Below are 20,856 nucleotides of genomic sequence, written 5' to 3' on the forward strand. Positions count from 1 at the left end.
TTTTATAATATTACAGTCGATCGCTCCCGAAGCAAGAAGTTCGGCAACGGATTATGTAGCGGATGTAACGGATGTCAGGGAGACCGAAGTTCGGCAATGCCCAATGCCCAATATCCAATGCCCGATGCCCCTGCTTTCCAAAAAAAAATGCGGGAACAGTCTACCATTGCCGACTGCCCCCGTCTGCCGATCCTTTGAGAGGAGAACACTAAAAATTACTATAGCCTTGTTGCTAATTAATGTCAATACTATTGGAAAAATATTTCAATAAGCTGATGGAGGTCGATCGGCGAATGGGTTCTAACTCAATCTCTGGCTTGTATGCGCCCTCAAGGATGTGATAAGTTGCACAGAGCGATTGATCGCCCGTTGGCGAAGCCCTCGAAGAGGATCGATCGCACCGCATAAAATCCTCAAACCTAGCAATCTCCCCAATTTCCTAATGTCCCTGCAACTGCGCGTTTACGTTCCTCCGCATCCGTTAATTAAACACTGGCTGGCTGTTGCCCGCGACGCCGCCACCCCCTCGGTACTTTTTCGTTCTGCGATGACAGAATTGGGAAGGTGGCTGGCTTACGAGGCGATTCGAGAATGGCTGCCGACAGTGGAAACAACGGTGCAGACGCCTTTGGCAGAATGTCCGGCGACTTTTATCAACCCGGAAGCTCCGTTAGTTGTGGTACCGATTTTGCGGGCGGGTTTGTCACTGCTGGAAGGAATTCAGACGGTTGTGCCGCTGGCTTCGGTTTACCACCTGGGCATGGCAAGAAATGAGGAGACGCTGGAACCGACTTGTTATTTGAACAAGTTGCCGGCGCAGTTTAACCCCCAAACGCGGGTGATAATTAGCGAGCCGATGCTGGCGACTGGCGGGACGATTATAGCGACTATGCAGGAATTGACGGCACGGGGAATTGACCCAAACTTGATTCGGATCATCTCTGTGGTGGCTGCTCCTCCGGCTTTGAAGAGGCTGAGTGCAGAGTACCCGAGTTTGATTATTTACACGGCAACGATCGACGAAATAGTCAACGAACAGGGCTTTATTGTACCTGGTTTGGGAGATGCGGGCGATCGAACTTACGGCACATGAACCAGCGAGTCAGTCAATTTTAGATTGTAGATCTTAGATTGACTCGACAGATAAATGTGGGGGCTTGTATCCCTTTTTGGGTGCGGTAAGTTGTTTGACGAATCAGTTACTGAAATCTTCTGCGAAAAAGATGACCCTGGTTTGGTAAAAGCAGGCACCGAGAGAGTTAGAATCAAAAGTACAAGTCAAAAATAAATAGCTTTTAGCACTCATTGCCCGTGAAACTTGATTCTGTTCCGCCAAGCTTGTCTGCTTCTGACTCAGTAAACCCCCATTATGATTTGCCACAACAGGTACAACTACAAATAAAAGAGGTTACTGATATTTGTGCTGCTTTAACCCCGGAGCCCGCTGAACTCTCAGTGACTGTAAATCCCGATATTTGTCAGGAACAAAAGAAACTGAAGTCGAAACACTGGGCAATTTTTGCTTCGACTTTTGCAACTATTTTTTTAGCTGAAATAGGAGACAAAACTCAGCTCGCGATTTTGCTGATGACGGCTGAATCTCGGAATCCTTGGATTGTGTTTGCCGGTGCGGGTTCGGCTTTGATAGCAACCAGTTTGCTGGGAGTTTTGTTGGGAAGGTGGCTGGCTAGTCGGATTGCTCCGAGAACTTTGGAGAGAGCAGCCGGAGGGATTTTACTCGCGATTTCGGCGGTTCTGCTGTGGGAAGTGCTGGGTTAATTGTCTGCCTGTCGGTAAGTCGTAGATTTCTACAATAGCTAATTAAGAACTAAAAAAACATGGACTGGCAACTTTTGGGAATCAGTTTTATTACAGTGTTTTTGTCAGAATTGGGAGACAAAAGTCAATTAGCTGTGATAGCCTTGGGCAGTAGTTGTAACTCGCCGCGGGCTGTATTTTTCGGCACCGCGTCGGCGCTGCTGCTGGCGAGTTTAATCGGCGTGGGCATTGGCTTCAGCACGGCAGAGGTGTTGCCGGAACGACTGGTAAAGGGGCTCGCAGCGATCGGATTTGCGGTGATGGGCTTGCGCTTGCTGTGGCCGAAAGCAGATTTACCGGAAGCATCCGAGTAGGGCGTGGCGTCAGTCGATTTTAGATTTTAGATTTTAGATTTTAGATTTACTCCACAGATGAATCTGGGAGTTTGAACAAGAGTCTAAAATTTTGATTTCTCAACCACAGGATTTGGGGGCTTGTATCCGTTTTTGGGCTGGTCAGGAAACTTGAAAATATAGTTATATCAAATCTGTTAGCATCGGAGATTGTTCATCTCTCTATTCTCTTCATCTGCGTGAATCAGGGTCAATCCATTGTCATCTGCGGTTAGTTAATACATTCTCTTTTTTTAACCGCAGATGAGGGCAGATAAACACAGATTAACGCCGATGAATACAGAATGGCTGCAATTCAAGCCTCGTTTTCGATCGCGCGCGTTAAAATTTAAAAAATTAGCGGGGGGCGTGAATTCACGCCCCCCGCTGGAGGTTGAGTCTTTTTTCTCCACTCAACATCTGAGCATTCTGTCGATTAAACTTGGTTTTGGTAGCACCAGCCCAGCAGCGTACCGGCGACAGCCAACTTCAGCGCTTCCAATCCAAAATAGCCTTGGTGCAGTAGATTCATCCCGGTGGGCACTTCTGCTGCGTCAGCGAACAGATTTAGCTGGATTCCTAGGGCGCTCATTTGTGGTGTCAGGGCGTAGGTGTCAATCAGGGCGATCGCCAGAAGTACCAATGATAATAAGATTGCTGTGCGGCTGCGCTTGCCGAAGTCACCGACTAAATTGCTCAAAACCATCAAACCCGTTGCCACCAAGCCCGAACAGATTAACTCAACGCGGTTGAATCCCCAGAACATTAAATTCCCGGCCGTTGCAAACTCGGGAGATGTCATCATGCCAGATACGTAGAGACTGGGCATAATTACTAGATCCAAAATCAGGCTACCGCTGAGCCAGAAAATTAGGGCCACCATGACAATTGCTTGCCAGCGCGGTTTGATTGATTCCACTCTTGATGTTGTAATAGCTGTCATATAATTAGACCCTCTAAAATTTTCTTCTGCCTTTTCTAGAGTTTAACTAACTTTTTTCTCAAATCGTGTTAAGTATTTTTAAATTAATGGTAACTTTTGTGTAACAGACCCTGAAGAATTATTAAGCTCACTTATGTTTGTCATCACCTCGGCTAACTAATACTAATTCGGAAAAAGTACGGAATAAATTAATAATTACTCACAGGACTTATGCACTGCGACCAAAGGCATCTGTTTTTGACCCTGATTAAACACCGTAACGTATTTTTTATAAAAAACCAGGTTTCTGCGTCCAGAAATAACTCCTAATTTAACTGTATATGCCTAAATTTCAATTATCCTCTTGGTTGCCCCGTCTCCCCCCTCAAGTCTGGATTCTTGCTGCAGGCAGATTCCTTTCCCAAAGCGGCACCGGTTTTACTTTATTTTACGCGCCGATATTTTTTGTCGATCGCGTCGGTTTATCTGCTACTGCTGTTGGGATTGGTTTGGGTAGCGGTTCGGTTTCAGGAATATTCGGCAGAATTTTGGGCGGTTCTTTTTGCGATTCCAAATTTTGGGGAAGACGGCGAACTTTATTGCTGGCGACAATTATTTCGGCTGCCGCTTCTTTTATACTGGCGGGGACTAATGATTTTCCCGGCTTAATTGCGGGCAATTTACTGATGGGTTTTGGCGTGGGTTTGTATTGGCCTCCAACCGAGACGATGGTGGCGGATTTAACTGAGGGCGAACAGCGACAGGAGGCTTTTGCTTTGACGCGGCTTGCTGATAATTTGGGTTTGCAAGTTGGGATTATTTTGGGCGGTTTGTTGATTGCTGTAACGGGGAATTATCGATCGCTCTTTATTATTGATGGTATCTCGTTTTTAGTGCTGTTTGCAGTAGTTGCGATCGCGATCGCCGAAACCTACAAACCAGCTAATTCAGCGGATAGAGGCAAAAAAGGTGGGAAAAATGGCTGGATGGTGGCGCTGAGCAATCGAAGTCTTCTAGTTTATGCTTTAGTAAATACTCTGTTCACATTATATATTTCCCAAATCCAAACCACAATGCCGCTGTACTTTAGCAAGTTTGTCGCGGTGGGAACATCGGGAAAAGGCTTTTCAACAGGTACAATTACCGTTTTGTTTGCTTTTAGCACGTTTTTAACTGTGGCTTTGCAACTGCCGGTTGTTAAAGCTTTGAGGCGGTTTTCCCACCCGAAAGCTTTGATGATTTCGGCGCTGCTGTGGGGAATGGGATTTATTGCGATCGGCTGGACGGGAATGGCTGCCACTGGCAATCTATTTTTAGCTGTTTTAGGCTTAAGCTTTTTGTCGGTTGCGACTGTTGCTTATACGCCTTTTGCTTCGGCTTTGGTGGTGGATTTAGCGCCAGAGTCTTTGCGCGGCGTGTATTTAGCAGTTAATTCTCAGTGTTGGGCGATCGGCTATTTAATCGGGCCGCCGCTGGGCGGTTTGGCTTTGGATAGAGGTAAATGGGCGGCGGATAATTTTTGGTTGGGTTTGGCTTTGAGTGTTGGCGTGGCTATTTTTATTTTACAAAAGCTCGATCGAATGTTGAAAAGTAGAATCTAATATTCAGTTGTTCGTTTAGGACTAAGACCAAAAAACCCGGTTTCTGCGTCAATATCTCTCGGTTCGATACCACGATTTTTCGGAGAAACCGGGTTGGTGACCCTGCGTGCGTCCAAGACTGTAGTTGTTAGCATTAACAGTCAACAGTCAACAGTTAACCGTCAACTAACTAATTTATTTTCGTCGATCGCCCAATTTGCGGTAAACTTCTCTTAAATCAACTTGATGGTGAGCCAAAGCAACCAAAGCGTGATAAAATAAATCCGCAACTTCCCCAGCAATCCCCTCTTTGTCGTCATCTTTGCAAGCCATCACAACTTCCGCCGACTCTTCGCCAATCTTTTTGAGAATCTTGTTGTCGCCGCCCTCGAACAACTTGCAAGTATAAGAACTTTCGTTAGGATGGTCGCGGCGATCGCAAATTACCGCAAATAATTGAGATAACATATCCCCTGGCGGCGGTGAAATTTCCCCATCAACTTGGTGAAAACAACTTCTTTCTCCTGTGTGACAAGCAATATCTCCGACTTGTTCGACTGTTACCAGCAAAGCATCACTATCGCAGTCGTAACGCAGCCCTTTGACATTTTGAATGTGTCCCGAAGTCGCCCCTTTGGGCCACAATTCAGCGCGCGATCGACTCCAGAACCAAGTTTGCCCGGTAGAGAGCGTTTTTTGCAGCGACTCCCGATTCATCCAGGCCATCATTAACACCGTACCGTCCAAATAATCTTGGACGATCGCAGGCACTAAACCGCGATCGTCGTAACGAATCTTTTCAATTGGGATCGATCGGCTCAAACTCGATAAATCAGTAGTAGACATAATTTTATTTCAACTTTGTAATATAGATTAACGCTTTCCTGTCGGAGATTGTTTTTTTATTAACCGCAGAGAACGCAGAGGAGGCAGAGGAAGAGAGAAGATTGAGCAAGTGATGGCTAAATTGTCAAGAACTATTTTACAAAAAATTACATCTTAGGGCGATTCCCTACGGGATAGCTTCGCTTCACGGTGCTAGTGCGACAAAGCTTAAAAAACCTAAGCTAGTATTGCTACTCATTGGTTGATACCCTAAAATCTACTAGAATAGTTTCCTTGAATCGACCTAACCTTTATGTTGAACTGGCTATAAAATTATTCTACCAACAACAGACCTTCACTAAGGAGAAAACATTGGTTTCCACAACCTTGAAAACGACCAAATCAGAAGAAATTTTCGCTGCAGCCCAGAAGTTGATGCCAGGTGGCGTCAGTTCCCCCGTGCGCGCCTTCAAATCCGTAGGCGGACAGCCCATCGTCTTTGACAGGGTAAAAGGAGCCTACATTTGGGATGTTGACGAAAACCAATACATTGACTATGTAGGCACTTGGGGCCCGGCTATCTGTGGCCACGCCCACCCGGAAGTCATCAAAGCCCTGCACGAATCTTTAGAAAAAGGTACGAGTTTCGGCGCACCATCGCTGTTGGAAAACGTACTCGCCGAAATGGTCATCGATGCCGTTCCCAGCATTGAAATGGTGCGATTTGTCAACTCCGGCACCGAAGCCTGTATGGCCGTTTTGCGGCTGATGCGAGCTTTCACCGGACGCGATAAACTGATTAAATTTGAAGGCTGCTATCACGGGCACGCCGATATGTTCTTGGTAAAAGCCGGTTCCGGCGTGGCAACTCTGGGCCTTCCCGACTCCCCAGGCGTCCCGAAATCCGTTACCGCCAATACCCTCAACGCTCCCTACAATGACTTAGAAGCAGTCAAAGCTTTATTTGCCGAAAATCCCGGCGAGATAGCAGGCGTAATTCTCGAACCAGTGGTGGGGAATGCCGGTTTTATTACCCCGGATGCAGGTTTTCTCGAAGGTTTGCGGGAAATTACTAAAGATAACGGTGCTTTGTTAGTTTTTGATGAAGTAATGACCGGTTTCCGCATCGCCTACGGCGGAGCTCAGGAAAGATTCGGCGTTACCCCGGATTTGACTACCTTGGGTAAAGTTATCGGTGGCGGTTTGCCGGTGGGAGCTTACGGGGGAAGGCGGGATATTATGGGGATGGTGGCTCCTGCGGGGCCGATGTATCAAGCGGGTACGCTTTCGGGAAATCCTTTGGCGATGACTGCTGGGATTAAGACTTTGGAATTGCTGCAAAAACCCGGCACTTACGAACAGTTGGATAAGATTACCAAAAAACTGTCTGACGGATTGCTAAAAATTGCTAAGGAAGCCGGACACGCGGTTTGGGGCGGGCAAATTAGCGGGATGTTTGGCTTGTTTTTTGCGGCTGGCCCGGTTCACAATTACGAGGATGCGAAGAAGTCGGATTTGACGAAGTTCAGCCGCTTTCACCGGGGAATGTTGGAGCACGGAATTTATCTTGCTCCTTCGCAGTTTGAGGCGGGATTTACTTCTTTGGCTCATACTGACGAAGATATCGATCGAACTTTGGCGGCAGCGCGTGAAGTGATGGCAAGTATTTAACGTGTGTAGTAAGGATGTTCGTCCTTAAAACTCAGGATTAAATAATTAAAGTCCTTGCTGTTTTTTGGCAGTAAGGACTTTAATTTTTAACTGCTACCCAATCCGGGGGTTGAAAACCTCTTGATCAGGGCTGATCCAGCGGGCGAGAAACCTAGTTTCTATCCGATTTGGCGACGAGTCATATCAATTCCGGTTGCACTTATACATGATGGGGAGTGGGGGAATAGGGAATTATTGACCGAGCCTCGATCATTCCCATCCCAGCAGAAACAATATCAAGTAAAGTCCTGAATCATACAGACTATTCAGGAGTCGCTTTTAATAAGGATTACAGGCTTTTTTAGTAAATCTGCACGGGGTAATTTCAGCTTAATGGTGTGAGGGAATTACAAATTAGTAATTATAGGATATTTCTACTTTGTGGTAGCAATCCCTAACTTAGCTCCCTTAATTCGGCGTAATCTATCCATAACTTCCACCACATTTCCGTGATTGACGCTTTTATCCGCATTCAGCACAATTAATGAGTTCGGATTTGACCCCATTACCTGTCGCACTGTACCCTCAATCTCGTCTAAGTTGACTAACTTTTTATCAACCATTAATTTTCCCTGATCATCAAGCGTAACGGTAATTTTAGCAGGCGAGTCCTGAACTTGAGAGGTTGATGCTTTCGGTAAGTTTACGGGTAGACCCTCGGATTTGGATAAAGACAGAGAGGAAACAATTAAAAACGTTAATATGGCGAAGACCACATCAATCATTGGCACGATGTTAATCTGGGGAATACTATCAGGTTCATCGGGTAGGCGCATAATTAGATTCTCTTGGTAGTTTTTCGTAGCGGTGACGGTACAATAACTCTAGTTGGCCTCCGGCTTCCTGAATAAAAGCAATCTGCTGTAAGTAAAACCCGCGAAACATATTGGCAAATAAGAGTGTAAAGATTGCCACAACTAACCCTATTGCCGTAGAAACGAGGGCTTCGCTAATCCCAGAAGTAACGCCTGCGGCATTGGTGCCCGTGGCATTCCCCAGTTTGAGAGAACTAAAGGTAGTAATTAACCCCAAAACTGTTCCGAGCAACCCAAATAGTGGGGAAAGGCTGATAATGGTGTCAAATATTGTATTGAATCGCTTCAGGATGGGGATTTCTGCCTGAGCGCCACTCTCTAAGGCCAAACGAAATTCTTCGATGTTGGGGGAGTCTAATTCTAAAGCTTCTAAAAAAATCCGGGCTAGGGGCAAATCGCTGTTTACTTGTAACTTTTTGATGGCGGAATCGGGGTTTTGACTGTAAAGCTGTAGCACTTCCCGCACAACTCGCCGCTGCCGCCGATTTACCCTAAACCAAAAGGCAAGACGCTCTATGATCAGCGCGACTGCTGCGATTGAGGAGGCCAATAGCGGCCAAGCAACAATGCCTGCGGCGCGAAAAATGTAAATGAAAGCATCCATTGATTTGTACTCTCGCTAGCTCTGTTGAATGATCGCAAGCTGCCTAATGGTGCAATTAGCCCGATCGAAGGCTGGTAGAGTTTCTGCGTCAAGTCGGCACAAGTGATTCAGGCAGCGAATTGTTTCACTCAAGCGCGATCGCGATCGCGATCGCGATCGCACAAACGCACTACCTGTATGTGACTATCTTCGTCTGTACCCAAAATGCTCCTACTGTGATCCCGACCGAGATCGCGACAGATTGTTCTGCCAGTGCTTCTTTGCTAAAGATTTGCGTTAGGACTTGACAATAATCTTCAATAATTTTAAAGATTCTCAACTAGGTTTCCACAAAATTCAGGGTTTGTCAAGTCCTGATCCATCTTGTTAAATAAAAATTACCTATTAAATAAAAAAATAAAATTAAGTTTACTTATTAAAAAAATTTTATGAAAAGCTTGAGAATGTGGAAATTTGTTGGTATATTACGGGCTAGAGTATTGCAGTTAAGGCATTTTTGAACCTTGCCCTGCCAGAATCCGAACATTGACGGCACCCAGGAGAGCGACGTAGACGCCCCCAAAGGAAATGCTGATTGGTAGCGTCTAGTGGCTATCTCAAAATTAAATAATGAAAATTAATTGCAAGAGTCTTGAACAGGGTGACAGTGTTCTTATAGGATGGGTAGGTTCATCATTGATAGCAAGCTCAACAGGCTGTTGGTAGCTTGTTTCGGGTTATGTCGGGGAGCCAGCGAGGATGTTGTCATCCATAAAGGAGATTGATAAGGCATGAGTTTTTCAAATGTTTCGGCGACGCAAAGACAACAACAAGAAGAAGCTCTCAAAAAAGTTCTGGCGATCAGTCTGTTAGCCTCAACCTTACTGCACGGTGTCGCGCTGCCGTTGAGCCTCAAGTTGGTCAAACCTGCTGAATTTGAAGAGGATGCAATTGAAATTGTTGTGCTTGATGAGCCCACAGTAGAGGAAACCCAGCCAGAGTCGGTTATTCCAGAAAAGGTATCTCCCCCACCTGAGACGTTCAAACCAGAACCGCCACCAGAGCCAACTCCCCCAGAGGAGCAGCCGGTAGCGGTAACTCCACCGCCGATTCCAGAGGAGCCCCCGGTAGCGGTAACGCCACCACCGATTCCAGAGGAGCCCCCGGTAGCGGTAACGCCACCACCAGAGATTAAGAAAGAGCTGCCATTAACGGAAACTTCGCCACCAACTCCGATCGAGCCTTCCCCCCCACCTCAACAGGATTTCAATTCCCCAGAAACTCCTAAAGCCCCGATCGCCAAGGAACCCGAAAACCCCTCGCCCGATCCTCCAAAAAGCGAACCACCCGTTAGCGACTCCCGCCCCAAGGGTGCTGCGAGTCTCCCAGACTTTACAAAAGATGCTGGAAATCCCAACTCCTCAGACAGCCCTGAAAAAAATAACCCGCTCTCGTCATCTGCTTCGGCGGGTAGCGGGGAGCCTTCCTCAGAGCCATTAAATCCTTCTTCCGGGCCCATACAACGATCGCCCGCGGCTGGCTCGCCAGTCACAGCTACTAGGCCAGGAGGCGGTAGCAATGCTGGAAACGCGATCGGGGATCTCACAAACCCCTCCTCCTCTGATAGCCCCGGAGGAAGTGCGTCGAACTCACCATCCGGTGCCAGCGAAAATGGCGACATACCTTCTGATGAGCCATTTGCGGCTGGTTCGGGGCGATCGGCCCGATCGCCTGCGGCGGGCTCGCCAGTCACGGCCACCAGGCCAGGAGGTGGCGGAAATTCGGGAAATGGGAGCGGAGGTTTAGGAAACCTCGCCTCCTCTGGTAGCCCTGGAAGTGGAGGCCCGGGAGGCGGAAGCCCAGTCGGAAGTGCGTCGAACTCATCACCCGGTGGAGGTGGAAATGGTGGCGGGGGTTCGTCAGGGCCATTTGGTAGCGGTTCGGGGCCAGTGCCAAAACCGACAAATCCAGGAAGAGGGGGGAGTCCTTCGCGCCCTTCCGGCCCGCCTCCCGGCACTTGCATTAGCTGCGGTAAACCTGAATATCCGAGCGCAGCCAGAAAAGAAGGGCGGCAAGGCCGAGTGGAAGTCATGTTTGACGTTGACCCCAACGGTAAGGCATTCAACATCACGATCTTGACTTCGAGCAAGCACGACGACTTCGATAGCGCAGCGATTAAAACAGTAGAAAAATGGAAATTTGCCACATCAGAGAGTGGCATTCAAGGAAAAACAGCATCCATTACCTTCCAGCTCAATGACTAGGGATTTTTTTGAGACTCTAGCAATTTGGCTGGGAATTCTATAGCACCGTCCAAGGAATAGCAAAGTTAAAAGTTGAATTTTTTGTGAATTATGAATTTGGGAATGTCGTCAGCAATATTAAGTAAACTTCAGCGAGTGGGACTCGCTCTCTTACTTGGTTCCAACTTGGGAATGGCTTTGTTGTTTGCCAACCCTCACAGCGCAATGGCAGGAGTAATTACTTTACCCGATGGCGGACGTTGCGAGGGAGAATTGAGTGAGGGAAAACTCAGCGGCCCAGGCATCTGTCAATATGCCAACGGCGATCGCTACGAAGGCTCTTTTCTCAACGGCCAACCTCACGGCCAAGGCATCTATACCTTTAAAGAAGAAGGTAAATACCAAGGAGAATTTGCTTTGGGTGAATTCAACGGTCAAGGTGTCCGGGAATTTGCTAACGGCAACCGCTACGAAGGTACTTTTAAAAACGGTGAGTTCGACGGTACAGGCACTTTTACCTCAACTAACGGCATTCGTTACGAAGGCTCTTTTACAAATAGTTCCCCCAGCGGCCGAGGGGCTTTTACGTTCAGTAATGGCACTCGATGCGAAGGAGATATTAAAGAAGGAAAAGTTAACGGCAAAGGCGTCTGTCAATATGCTAATAAGAACCGCTACGAAGGAGAGTTGCTGAATAATCTACCTCACGGGCAGGGAATTTATACCTTTGCCGAAGGAGGCCGTTATGAGGGGCAATTTAGTGAAGGGCAGTTTCACGGTAAAGGGGTTCGCGAATATCCGAACGGCAACCGCTATGAAGGAGAGTTTGTGAAGGGCAACCTTCAAGGTCAGGGGTTGTTTACTTTTAAAGAAGGGGGACGTTATCAAGGGCCGTTTGACAATGGAGAATTTAGTGGTGAAGGTGTCCGTGAGTTCGCCAATGGAAATAGCTATAAAGGCACTTTTGTCAAGGGTAAGATGAGCGGGAAAGGAGTTTTCATTTTTGCGAATGGCGATCGCTGCGAAGGCGAATTTAGCGATGGTCAGTTCAACGGCAAAGGTACCTGCATTTACGCCAATGGCGATCGCTATCAAGGTGAATTCCTCAACGGCCAGAAACACGGTCAAGGTTCTTATCTATATGCAGATGGGACGAAGGTAGAGGGAAATTGGCAACAGGGGCAGCTCCAAAAATAACTTTATAACCTATTTCTCCCTACTTGTTTACCCCCCTCGTCACCAATGACATTAATGCGCTTTACAGCGGAAACACCGGGGTTTTATAGCGCTTTTTAAGTTGGTGAGCGTAGCGGAGGGCTTTTAATTTCACATCCGATTTACACAGGGTCTTTTTTCGGATTTTCTGGATTGCTCGAAAAAGAGTTATTTTTTTTAACTGCATATCGACGCAGATAGACCTAGATACCTTACGTTTTTGGGCAACGGATTTGGTATAAATTTCTCCCTTGTTCTCCATAAAAGGGGTTTAAATCCTCCGCGTTTTGTTCATGCAGCTTGTTGAAAAGGCTGCACTGTCTCAGTTTAACCAAACCTAGCCAATTAATTTCCAGTGTTTATACAACTAAAAAAACAAGGCCGGTGGATTGTCTCCTTATTAATGAGTTTTATTTTAGTTTTGCTTCTAAATAATGGGGTTCAATCCTCGCCTGAAATTGGCAATCAAATTCTTTGGGATACCTATGGAATTCCACATATTTACGGAGAAAATAGTAAAAGCCTTTTCTACGCTTTCGGGTGGGCGCAGATGCAAAGTCACGGTAATCTGATTTTGCGTCTTTACGCGCAAGCTCGCGGGCAAGCTGCCGAATTTTGGGGCGAAGATTATCTGGAATCCGATCGCTGGGTGCAAACTATGGGAATTCCTAATCGCGCCAATGCGTGGTATGAATCACAAAATCCCATTTTTCGCAACTATCTCGATGCTTTTATTGGTGGAATGAATGCCTATGCAAAAGAACACCCAGAAGCGCTCACCGAAGAATTAAAGGTAGCATTGCCCCTCAAACCGGTAGATGTATTGGCACACGCGCAACGGGTCATCAATTTTACTTTTGTAGTCGATCCAGAGCGCCTTGAAGATATCGCTGAAAATGCTACCCCCAAAGGCTCTAATGGTTGGGCGATCGCTCCTTCCCGTTCTGAAAGCGGCAATGCCATGCTATTGGCAAATCCTCACCTTCCTTGGTCGGATTTATATTTATGGTACGAAGCACAACTGATTGCCCCAGAAATTAACGCTTACGGAGCGACTCTCGTCGGATTTCCTGTATTAACGATCGCCTTTAATGACAACTTGGGATGGACTCATACTGTCAACACTCACGATGGCTGGGATGCCTACGAATTGCCCCTCGCTAACGATGGCTATCGCTTCGATGGCGAAGTCCGAAAATTTGACAGGGAAGAGAAGGTTTTAAAAGTCAAAGAAAAGAATGGGAATTTGCGATCGAAATCTCTAGTAGTGCGGCGTTCTGTTCACGGGCCGATTGTCACAGAAAAACAGGGCAAAGCGATCGCTCTGCGCGTTGTCGGACTCGATAAACCAGCAGCCCTTCAGCAGTGGTGGGATATGGCGCGGGCAAGGAATTTCAATGAATTTGAGGCTGCTTTAAAGCGTTTAGAAATTCCCATGTTTACCGTCATGTATGCCGATCGTGAGGGGCATATCATGCACTTGTTTAACGGTCAAGTCCCCATACGCAAAAACGGAGATTTTAAATACTGGTCAGGCACGATCGCAGGCAATACATCAGAAACTTTGTGGAGCAAAAATCATCCCTATGCGGATTTGCCGCGCGTTGTCGATCCGCCCAGCGGTTGGTTGCAAAATACCAACGATCCTCCTTGGACGACGACGTTTCCCAGCGCGATCGCACCGGATAATTATCCCGCCTACATGGCACCGCGCGGCCCGATGGATTTGCGATCGCAGCGATCGGCAAAAATGCTCTTAGAAGATGAAAAAATCTCTTTCGATGAATTGATGCAATACAAACATTCCACTCAGGTAGAACTTGCCGATCGCCTCCTCGATGATTTAATTCCTGTCGCACGGCAAGGCAGTGAAAAAGCGCGTCGCGCTGCGGAAGTTCTCGCCACTTGGAATCGCAAAGTCGATGCTGACAGTCGCGGGGCGGTGCTGTTTGCCTTTTGGAAACAAGCGATGGATGCCGATCGGTTATTCGCTAAACCTTGGAGCGAAGATGCGCCGCTAACTACGCCCGACGGGTTGGCAAATCCTGCGGAGGCGGTGCGGGTGCTGGAAGCGACAGCAACCAAAGTTGAGGTAACTTATGGCGCGTTAGATGTGGCATGGGGGGAAGTCTTCCGATTGCCTGGGGAGGCGAATCTGCCTGCAAATGGAGCTGACGGTGCTTTGGGTGTATTTCGCTCAGTATGGTTCGCTCCTGGGAAAGACAATCGCTTTCAAGCGGTTGCGGGCGATTCTTTTGTCGCTGCGATTGAGTTCTCGAATCCGGTGAAAGCAATGGCGCTAAACAGTTACGGCAACGCCACTCAACCTGGTTCGCCCCACGCAGGCGATCAGTTGCAGCTCTTTGCTCGCAAGGAATTGCGCCCTGTATGGCGATCGCGATCGGAAATTGAAGCTCACCTGAGTTCGCGCCAGAAACTATCGCCTCAATTCAACCGATGAATTGTTCTCTATTGTCCTGCGATCGATTTGAATGCTTTCGATATCGCGCAGCAGTCGGGAAGCATACCCACCGACTGCAACGAGCAATAAGCCCAGTGAGGAGATAGCGTACAACAAAGCCATGCCAGCACCGGCACCTGTCCCGATAATTGGGCCAAAAATAGCTGCTAAAAAGCCTCCCGGTTGCATGGCGGGTTCAAAGACGCGATCGGCAAGTGGCCCTGCGATCAATAAACCGATCGCTGACGCCAATTGCACAATAACTGCTCTGGTAGCAAAAACGCGCCCCTGTACCTCTGGTGCGACTTTCGCCAGCCAGATCGCCTCGTTGGAACTGCCGAGGATGGGGAAATTGAAAGACGAACAAAATTGAGCGGGAATCCAGATGGAAAGCGCCTGACCGAAAGCAAAGACTATTTTACTCAAGCCCGCGCCTGCCATGCCGAACACAAAGCCCCGGATTCGGCGTTTGGGCCCGCCCCAAATAGTGACGATCGATGCTCCTAAAACGCCGCCGGCGCCGGCGGCTGAAAGGATAGTACCTAGGATTCTGGCATTGTTGCCGGTGCGTGCCAGAATCATCGGTGAGTAGAGGGCCGCGCCGATGTCGTGAGCGAACCAGAATAGCGACACGGACACCAGCAAGGCAAGCAGGCTGGGACGCTCGACGATGTAGCGGAATCCGAAGCTGAGTTCTTGCAACAGGTGGGGGCTAGTCGGCTGGGGATTGGAGGCGATATTGCTCCGCAACGCTGGCGCGATCGCGGGCTGGGGTATTTTGACACATACTAGCGTGGCGATCGCGATTGTAAAAGTTGCCAGGTCGATCGTAAAAATCCCGCCGGGCCCAATCGCAGAATAGAGAATCCCCGCCAGCGTCGGAGCAATAATATTCGCACCGTAACTGGCCAAAAAGCTTAAACTGCTAGCGCGGCTGTAATGCTTTTCTGGCATCATGGTGGCAATGGCTGCTGAGTAAGCTAACTGCTGAATTTGGTCAAAAATTCCGTTAACCGCACCCGCTACATATAAATGCCATAGTTGCAGGTTTTGGCTGATATAAAGTAATAGGATAGCGAGCGTTAACAGAGCTGAAACCGCATCGCCGATCGCCATCAAAAATTTTCGATTACAGCGATCGACGAGAATGCCAGCAACCGGAGCGAGCAAGATGCGCGGCAATTGAGTAAAAAACATCAACAAAGCCAAAGCCGTCGCTTGACTGGTGGACTCCCAAATCCAAATAGTCAGCGCAAACGCGGACATAGCGCTGCCAATCATCGAAGCAGTTTGTCCGAGCCAGAGTTGAATAAATTTTTGCATGAAATAGGGGATTGATAGGATTTAAAATTCAGAGGATAGGGGTTTTTAGGCAGGAGAATGACACCCGCATCAAACCGCACGTCGCTCTCATTAAAACCAAGGCCATTGCTGGCTAAGTGGAGATAATTCTTCATATTGCTGTCTCGCTTCCTTACGGTAAAATTTCGCCAAATGCCGCTGCCGCCACATCATTACACCCGTAATAAACAGTACAATAGCTGCTAATCCTGCGATCGCGTGTACCAGCCGCAAGTAAATTCCCCCATAGCTGCCAATATGTAGCGGATAAAGCGAGTTGAGAATTCGATTTGCTATAGAAGCTGATTTTACACTGTCAGCCTGCAATATTTCGCCACTGTATTGGTCGAGATAAATGGTGCTAATCCCGTTTGGGTGCGGCTCATTGGGGAATTTTTTCCGTACTTTAAAAGTTGCTTCAGGCGTCAAAGGCAGAGAAATAAAAGTGGTTTTAGCTTCTGTCCAAACGGTATTAACTTGGTCTAATATCTCGTCAAGGTTTTGCCTCAAACTGCTAGAGTGGGGATGAGAAGTCAATGCTGGCTGTGGCTTTTCATTCGTTAGCCAATACAGAGCCGATTCAACCGGCGCGTAAAAAATTATCGCTGTCCCTGTAGCGGAGATGAGTATGAGAAAAGCGACCGATACAATGCCAGAAACGTTATGTAAATCAAATACAGTCCGCTGCCAGTGAGCTTTCCAATTAATAGAAAATCCGCGACCCAAATTTCGCCAACCAGTCCACAATACCAAGCCACTAAAAGTTATTCCTAGCATTACTATACCGCAAATACCGACAACAAGATGACCGAATTCTCCTCCCGCTAATTCCGCGTGTAACGTAAAGATAAAACCTGTAAAAGTTTCTTTCCAAAGGCGTCCACCCGTAATTTTTCCACTGTAAGGATTGACATAAACGCTAACTATTTCCTCACTCTTGGACAGCATTGAAACTTGGCAAACATCCTTTGTTTCTCGGGGCAGCAAGATACTAAGAGCTTGATTTTGCGGATAAGATTTTTCGACAATTTGCAGGACATTTTCCAGCGGTATCCGTTCGGCTTGAGGAATAACTTGCAGGAGTTGGGGATTGAAAAACCGCTCGATTTCGGGGCCGAAAATTAGCAAGCTACCCGTTAAAGCAATTACTGCTAGAAATATTCCTACTACCAACCCCAAATACAAGTGCAGTTTGAATGCGAGTTTGCGGAACTTCATCTCGAAATTTTTCTCAAAGCCGTTAACTGTTCTCATTAAGGTAAAACCGATAGTCCGACAGGGAATTCATTCCCTGTCTCAAAGCTAAAGTCCTCGCTATGAGGACTGAGAAAAACACTTTTCAACTCATTAGTCCTCTTGAGAGGACTTTAGCTATTAGACAGGGGTTTCAACCCCTGGCGGACTGGCGGACTAGCGGGTGGCCGCGAGGACTGGCAGACTAACAGCTTAAATTGACACCAATGGGTTCTTGGAGTGTCCCTACGAGGATATTGAATCTACCTCATAACCCTGCAATCTGCTGTAATTACCAGTTAAGGCGGTAATTAACACTGAGAGTCAAACCTCTGCCTGCATAATTAGCGCTGTCCGATCCAAATCCAGCTAAGTATTGGGAGATCACGGGAAAATATTGATTATTCAATAAATTCTCGACTTTGACTTGTAGCAGCCCAGAGCCAATTTTAACCGCGCTGATGTAATCCACTGTGAGATAGCTGCTAATCGGGCCGCCATCCGAGCCGTCTTTGAAGGCTTGATCGCGATTTCCAGAATATAAGAACTGTAACCGATTGTTCCATCCCGGCAAAGTTTCGTTTTGGAGATAAGCTGTTAGCTTGAGCGGTGGAATTCTGCTGCTATCGAGGGCGATGTAACGGTTGTCCTCCTCATATTCGCCTTGAATATAAGTAGCAGTACCGCCGATCGACCATGCTTGTGCAGGTTGCCAATCCACAGTCCCTTCTAAGCCGTAAATGCGTTCTGGGGCGCGGATGAGCTCCAGGCGACCTGTGTTGCCAACTGGTTGAAAATTTACTCCTAGATCGGAGGTATTGTAAAAAGCGGCAAGCGACATTTGCACGGATCGCCACCCTCCTCGAATCCCAATTTCGTAGTTGTTGACTTTTTGCGGTTGAGTTACTTCTAACGAAGATTCAATTCCGACAAAATTGTCGGGGGGTTGGCGGAGGATGCGGCCGAAATCTGGAACTGAGAAACCTTGAGAGAAGTTGCCAAATATGTTGAAGTTGTCAGTAATTTTATAGACAGCCCCTGTATTAAATAGGGTGGCGTTAAATTTGCGATCGCCTCCTTCGATCTGGCGATCGTTAAAAGTGGTATAATCATTGACGTTTAACCCGACGCGTTCGTGACGTATCCCGCCACTTAAAATGACGATATCGTCAATATTCCATTCCAATTGACCGAAAAAGCCAAGGCTGTCGTAAGTGTAAGGAGGAACGAAAGGACGCTCGGAGATTTTCCGGTAAACCCGGCCACCACTTGCGTCAAATCTCTCCGGATCGTACAAGTCGAAACGCTGTTTGCTATCTTCAGTAATATAGTCAGAACCCCAAGTTAATCGAAGATTTTCGGCACGAGATAAAGGAGTGGTAATCGCCAGTCTACCTCCTATCTGTTCGCTCTCGGCTCCCGAACGAGCAACACCGACAAACGGCCCAAAGAAATCCGACGTGCGGTAATCTGAAGGAACACCTACATTGGAATTCGTTCGATAGTAGATTTGGCTTTGAAGGCTGCTGCCAAAAAGGTTTTGGTTGGTGTAACTTAGGTTGAGCTGTGTACTTTTATTTCCCGGTGTTTCCCCGTCAATATCCAACTCCCCGGTTCGGATGGCGCGGGCTTTTTGCCGTCCTTCCTGGTCGTCAACACTAGGGTCTGGAATCACATTGGGATCTTGGGTTTCCCGATAGTGATTGACAGTTAGTTGCAGCCGCTGTTCGGTATCCAAATCTACCCCGACTTTGCCCATCACGTTGAAGAGGGTGCTGCTGTCTCCGCCGAGTTCAAAAAAGGGAATGCGATCGCCTTTGGCATCGTAAAAAGCTCCACTTCTAGAGAGCGAGACAGTGCCCGTCAGATCGAAATTGCCCGATCGGCCAGAAATCGTCTGCTGAGCGTTAAAGCCTAGAGCATCTTCTGTGTTTGTTAAAGCGCTACTGACGCCCACTTCAGTAACAGCAGTTAGCCTTTCCTCAGTTGGCCGACGAGTAATGATATTAATCACGCCACCTGTAGCCTGAGCGCCATAGATTGCGGTAGACCCCCGCACTACTTCAATGCGTTCGATCGCGCTGGGGTCGATGTTTCTAAATTCTCTGCCAAAAGATTGAATATTGGTCGTTTGCGGCACGCCGTCAATCAGAACCGAAACGTCGCGACCCCGCAAAGTTTGTCCATAAGTGGCAGTAGTTTGAGTCGGGGGCGCGAAACCGGGAACCTGATTTGCCAGAGCTTCCCCGACATTTCTCGATTGCCCTACCTGCTGCTGAATTTCTTGTGAGTCTATCACCGTTATAGAGCGCGGCACGTTCGTCACTCTTTCTGCGGTTCGTGTTGCAGTGACGACGATTTCAATCGGGTTTCTCCCCGCCTGTGGTGTCCCTGGTGGCTGCGCTGTAGGTGGTAAGGGTTCTCCGGGCGTCCCTGGTGGCTGCGCTGTCGGCGGCAAGGGTTCTCCGGGCGTCCCTGGTGGCTGCGCTGTCGGTGGTAAGGGTTCTCCGGGTGTTCCTGGTGGCTGCGCTGTCGGTGGCAAAGGTTCTCCGGGTGTTCCTGGTGGCTGCGCTGTCGGTGGCAAGGGTTCTGCGGGTATCTCTACCGGCTGCCCTGTCTGTGGGAAGGGTGCTGCGGGTGTCCCCGGCCGCTGTGTTGTAGGAGCCGGTGCAGGCGGGCGAGCAGTCATCTCCGAGGTGGGTTTTAAACTGAGAATCAGACCCGCAGCATTAGGAATCACCCGTGCCACTGGTTGACCCCTCTCGCCAATCACTTTGATTCGGATGCTGTTGTTATCTAAAGGAGTAACGATGACAGAAGCAATTCCGGCAGCAGGCTTGTCTTGACGAAACTCATTTCCCCCCGGTAGTCGCAGTTGAGCGGTGATGACATCAACTTGTAAAGTTTCGCCAAAGCTGGCGCTGAAGACTTGCAGGGGCCTTCCATCTTCAGTGTCTAGGATGATTTCAATGCCTTCTGACGTGGGGTTGAGGCGAACTGCCGTCACCTGCGCGATGTTGGAAGCGCACACCGGCTGAGCGACTAACGCCGACACGACTCCTGCCAGCCCAAGGCTACTTAGTAATTTCTGTGATCTCTTCATTACTCTTGAATCAACAATTAATGGAACTTCGGATATGTGGTTTGCGTTGCTTGCACAACATGATTTGTGGCAGCGTTGCTGCTCTTGTGTGCCTCTTGAAACTGACCTGCGGAAGATCCGGCCCAGTTGTCGGGCGCAGTTCGATCCGATTCTCCCGTCGCTAGTGGCATTTGTCTGGGAATACAGGAGGCGCGTAAGGGCGAAAGCCTGAGTCCGGTGGCGCTCTGGACGATCGACCACGGTTGGCACCTTCCTCAGTTAAAGGAAGTAGTCGCTGGGCGCTTAATGAGAAAGTGCCTTAATTAGATAACAGAGCACTTGCATCTGTCAAGAGTTAACTAATGAAAATTTATTGCATTTTAAGTTGGGGGGTGTCACCCCTCTATCTAGTTAGACGCCACTTGCTTATTATGATTGCTTGTCAGGGCTAGACAAAAGATCGCCTAAAATGCTATGGCAAGAGTTAGAAAAATTGTCATATAGGCACTGATAGGAGTCAATAAATTATCTCAACTACTCTTGACAATAAATATCATCTAGCCTACTATGCTAAAAGTCGATAGCCGTAAAGCCCCTGAAGCTGATGTCGAAGCTGGCTCGGACTGAAATCGCCCCGGAGCCATTGCCGAACAGCGCGATCGACAACAAAACGTGAAAAGAAGCGCTAATACCCGG

Annotated in this window: 16 protein-coding genes; 9 read left to right on the plus strand and 7 right to left on the minus strand. The window is 48.0% G+C overall.

Features of this window, described 5'->3' with window-relative positions; genetic code table 11:
• The first annotated feature begins 442 nt into the window (after positions 1–442).
• The 3 genes from upp to QUA74_RS10195 all read left to right on the plus strand — a co-directional run bounded on the left by upp (position 443) and on the right by QUA74_RS10195 (position 2,132).
• Positions 443–1,093: a uracil phosphoribosyltransferase gene (gene upp, locus QUA74_RS10185; RefSeq protein WP_333327645.1), complete on the plus strand. Its 651-nt coding sequence runs from the start codon at positions 443–445 to the stop codon at positions 1,091–1,093.
• A gap of 218 nt (positions 1,094–1,311) precedes the next feature.
• Positions 1,312–1,779 carry a TMEM165/GDT1 family protein gene (locus QUA74_RS10190; RefSeq protein ID WP_333327648.1) on the plus strand — a complete coding sequence of 156 codons (468 nt, stop codon included), beginning with the start codon at positions 1,312–1,314 and terminating at the stop codon, positions 1,777–1,779.
• Positions 1,780–1,838: 59 nt separating this feature from the next.
• Positions 1,839–2,132: a TMEM165/GDT1 family protein gene (locus QUA74_RS10195; RefSeq protein ID WP_333327651.1), complete on the plus strand. Its 294-nt coding sequence runs from the start codon at positions 1,839–1,841 to the stop codon at positions 2,130–2,132.
• A 454-nt stretch (positions 2,133–2,586) separates the two neighbouring features.
• On the opposite strand, the gene QUA74_RS10200 is transcribed toward QUA74_RS10195, so the two are convergent.
• Positions 2,587–3,093, minus strand: a complete 507-nt coding sequence (locus tag QUA74_RS10200) for a hypothetical protein (RefSeq protein ID WP_333327654.1) — start codon at positions 3,091–3,093, stop codon at positions 2,587–2,589.
• 320 nt (positions 3,094–3,413) lie between these two features.
• On the opposite strand from QUA74_RS10200, the gene QUA74_RS10205 reads away from it, so the two are divergent.
• Positions 3,414–4,673: an MFS transporter gene (locus QUA74_RS10205; protein ID WP_333327656.1), complete on the plus strand. Its 1,260-nt coding sequence runs from the start codon at positions 3,414–3,416 to the stop codon at positions 4,671–4,673.
• Positions 4,674–4,847: 174 nt separating this feature from the next.
• On the opposite strand, the gene hisIE is transcribed toward QUA74_RS10205, so the two are convergent.
• The gene (hisIE, locus tag QUA74_RS10210; RefSeq protein WP_333327659.1) at positions 4,848–5,498 is read right to left on the minus strand and encodes a bifunctional phosphoribosyl-AMP cyclohydrolase/phosphoribosyl-ATP diphosphatase HisIE; all 651 of its coding nucleotides are present in this window, start codon (positions 5,496–5,498) and stop codon (positions 4,848–4,850) included.
• Positions 5,499–5,849: 351 nt separating this feature from the next.
• Between hisIE and hemL the strand changes: the two genes are divergently transcribed.
• Positions 5,850–7,148 carry a glutamate-1-semialdehyde 2,1-aminomutase gene (gene hemL / locus QUA74_RS10215; protein ID WP_333283359.1) on the plus strand — a complete coding sequence of 433 codons (1,299 nt, stop codon included), beginning with the start codon at positions 5,850–5,852 and terminating at the stop codon, positions 7,146–7,148.
• A gap of 413 nt (positions 7,149–7,561) precedes the next feature.
• On the opposite strand, the gene QUA74_RS10220 is transcribed toward hemL, so the two are convergent.
• Both QUA74_RS10220 and QUA74_RS10225 read right to left on the minus strand, forming a co-directional pair.
• Positions 7,562–7,963, minus strand: a complete 402-nt coding sequence (locus QUA74_RS10220) for a biopolymer transporter ExbD (RefSeq protein WP_333327662.1) — start codon at positions 7,961–7,963, stop codon at positions 7,562–7,564.
• Complete coding sequence (locus tag QUA74_RS10225; protein WP_333264027.1) at positions 7,947–8,606, minus strand: MotA/TolQ/ExbB proton channel family protein; 660 nt, start codon at positions 8,604–8,606, stop codon at positions 7,947–7,949. The genes QUA74_RS10220 and QUA74_RS10225 overlap by 17 nt, the downstream gene beginning before the upstream one ends.
• Before the next feature lie 119 nt (positions 8,607–8,725).
• Between QUA74_RS10225 and QUA74_RS10230 the strand changes: the two genes are divergently transcribed.
• The 4 genes from QUA74_RS10230 (at position 8,726) to QUA74_RS10245 (ending at position 14,504) form a co-directional block, all read left to right on the plus strand.
• Complete coding sequence (locus QUA74_RS10230) at positions 8,726–8,893, plus strand: hypothetical protein (protein WP_333327664.1); 168 nt, start codon at positions 8,726–8,728, stop codon at positions 8,891–8,893.
• 483 nt (positions 8,894–9,376) lie between these two features.
• A complete protein-coding gene (locus tag QUA74_RS10235; protein WP_333327666.1) occupies positions 9,377–10,849 on the plus strand; it encodes an energy transducer TonB in 1,473 nt (490 codons plus the stop codon).
• Between the two features lie 90 nt (positions 10,850–10,939).
• Complete coding sequence (locus QUA74_RS10240; RefSeq protein WP_333327668.1) at positions 10,940–12,025, plus strand: hypothetical protein; 1,086 nt, start codon at positions 10,940–10,942, stop codon at positions 12,023–12,025.
• A 373-nt stretch (positions 12,026–12,398) separates the two neighbouring features.
• Positions 12,399–14,504, plus strand: coding sequence for an acylase (locus QUA74_RS10245; RefSeq protein WP_333327671.1), 2,106 nt, complete (start codon positions 12,399–12,401; stop codon positions 14,502–14,504).
• On the opposite strand, the gene QUA74_RS10250 is transcribed toward QUA74_RS10245, so the two are convergent.
• The 3 genes from QUA74_RS10250 to QUA74_RS10260 all read right to left on the minus strand — a co-directional run bounded on the left by QUA74_RS10250 (position 14,481) and on the right by QUA74_RS10260 (position 20,181).
• On the minus strand, positions 14,481–15,827 hold the full coding sequence (locus tag QUA74_RS10250; protein WP_333327674.1) for an MFS transporter: 1,347 nt from the start codon (positions 15,825–15,827) through the stop codon (positions 14,481–14,483). The two genes, QUA74_RS10245 and QUA74_RS10250, sit on opposite strands and share 24 nt — an antisense overlap.
• Positions 15,828–15,917: 90 nt before the next feature.
• The gene (locus QUA74_RS10255; RefSeq protein ID WP_333327677.1) at positions 15,918–17,099 is read right to left on the minus strand and encodes a PepSY-associated TM helix domain-containing protein; all 1,182 of its coding nucleotides are present in this window, start codon (positions 17,097–17,099) and stop codon (positions 15,918–15,920) included.
• Between the two features lie 271 nt (positions 17,100–17,370).
• A complete protein-coding gene (locus QUA74_RS10260; protein WP_333327679.1) occupies positions 17,371–20,181 on the minus strand; it encodes a TonB-dependent receptor domain-containing protein in 2,811 nt (936 codons plus the stop codon).
• Between the last annotated feature and the right edge of the window lie 675 nt (positions 20,182–20,856).

This window comes from Microcoleus sp. LAD1_D3 (assembly GCF_036702135.1).
Classification (GTDB): domain Bacteria; phylum Cyanobacteriota; class Cyanobacteriia; order Cyanobacteriales; family Microcoleaceae; genus Microcoleus.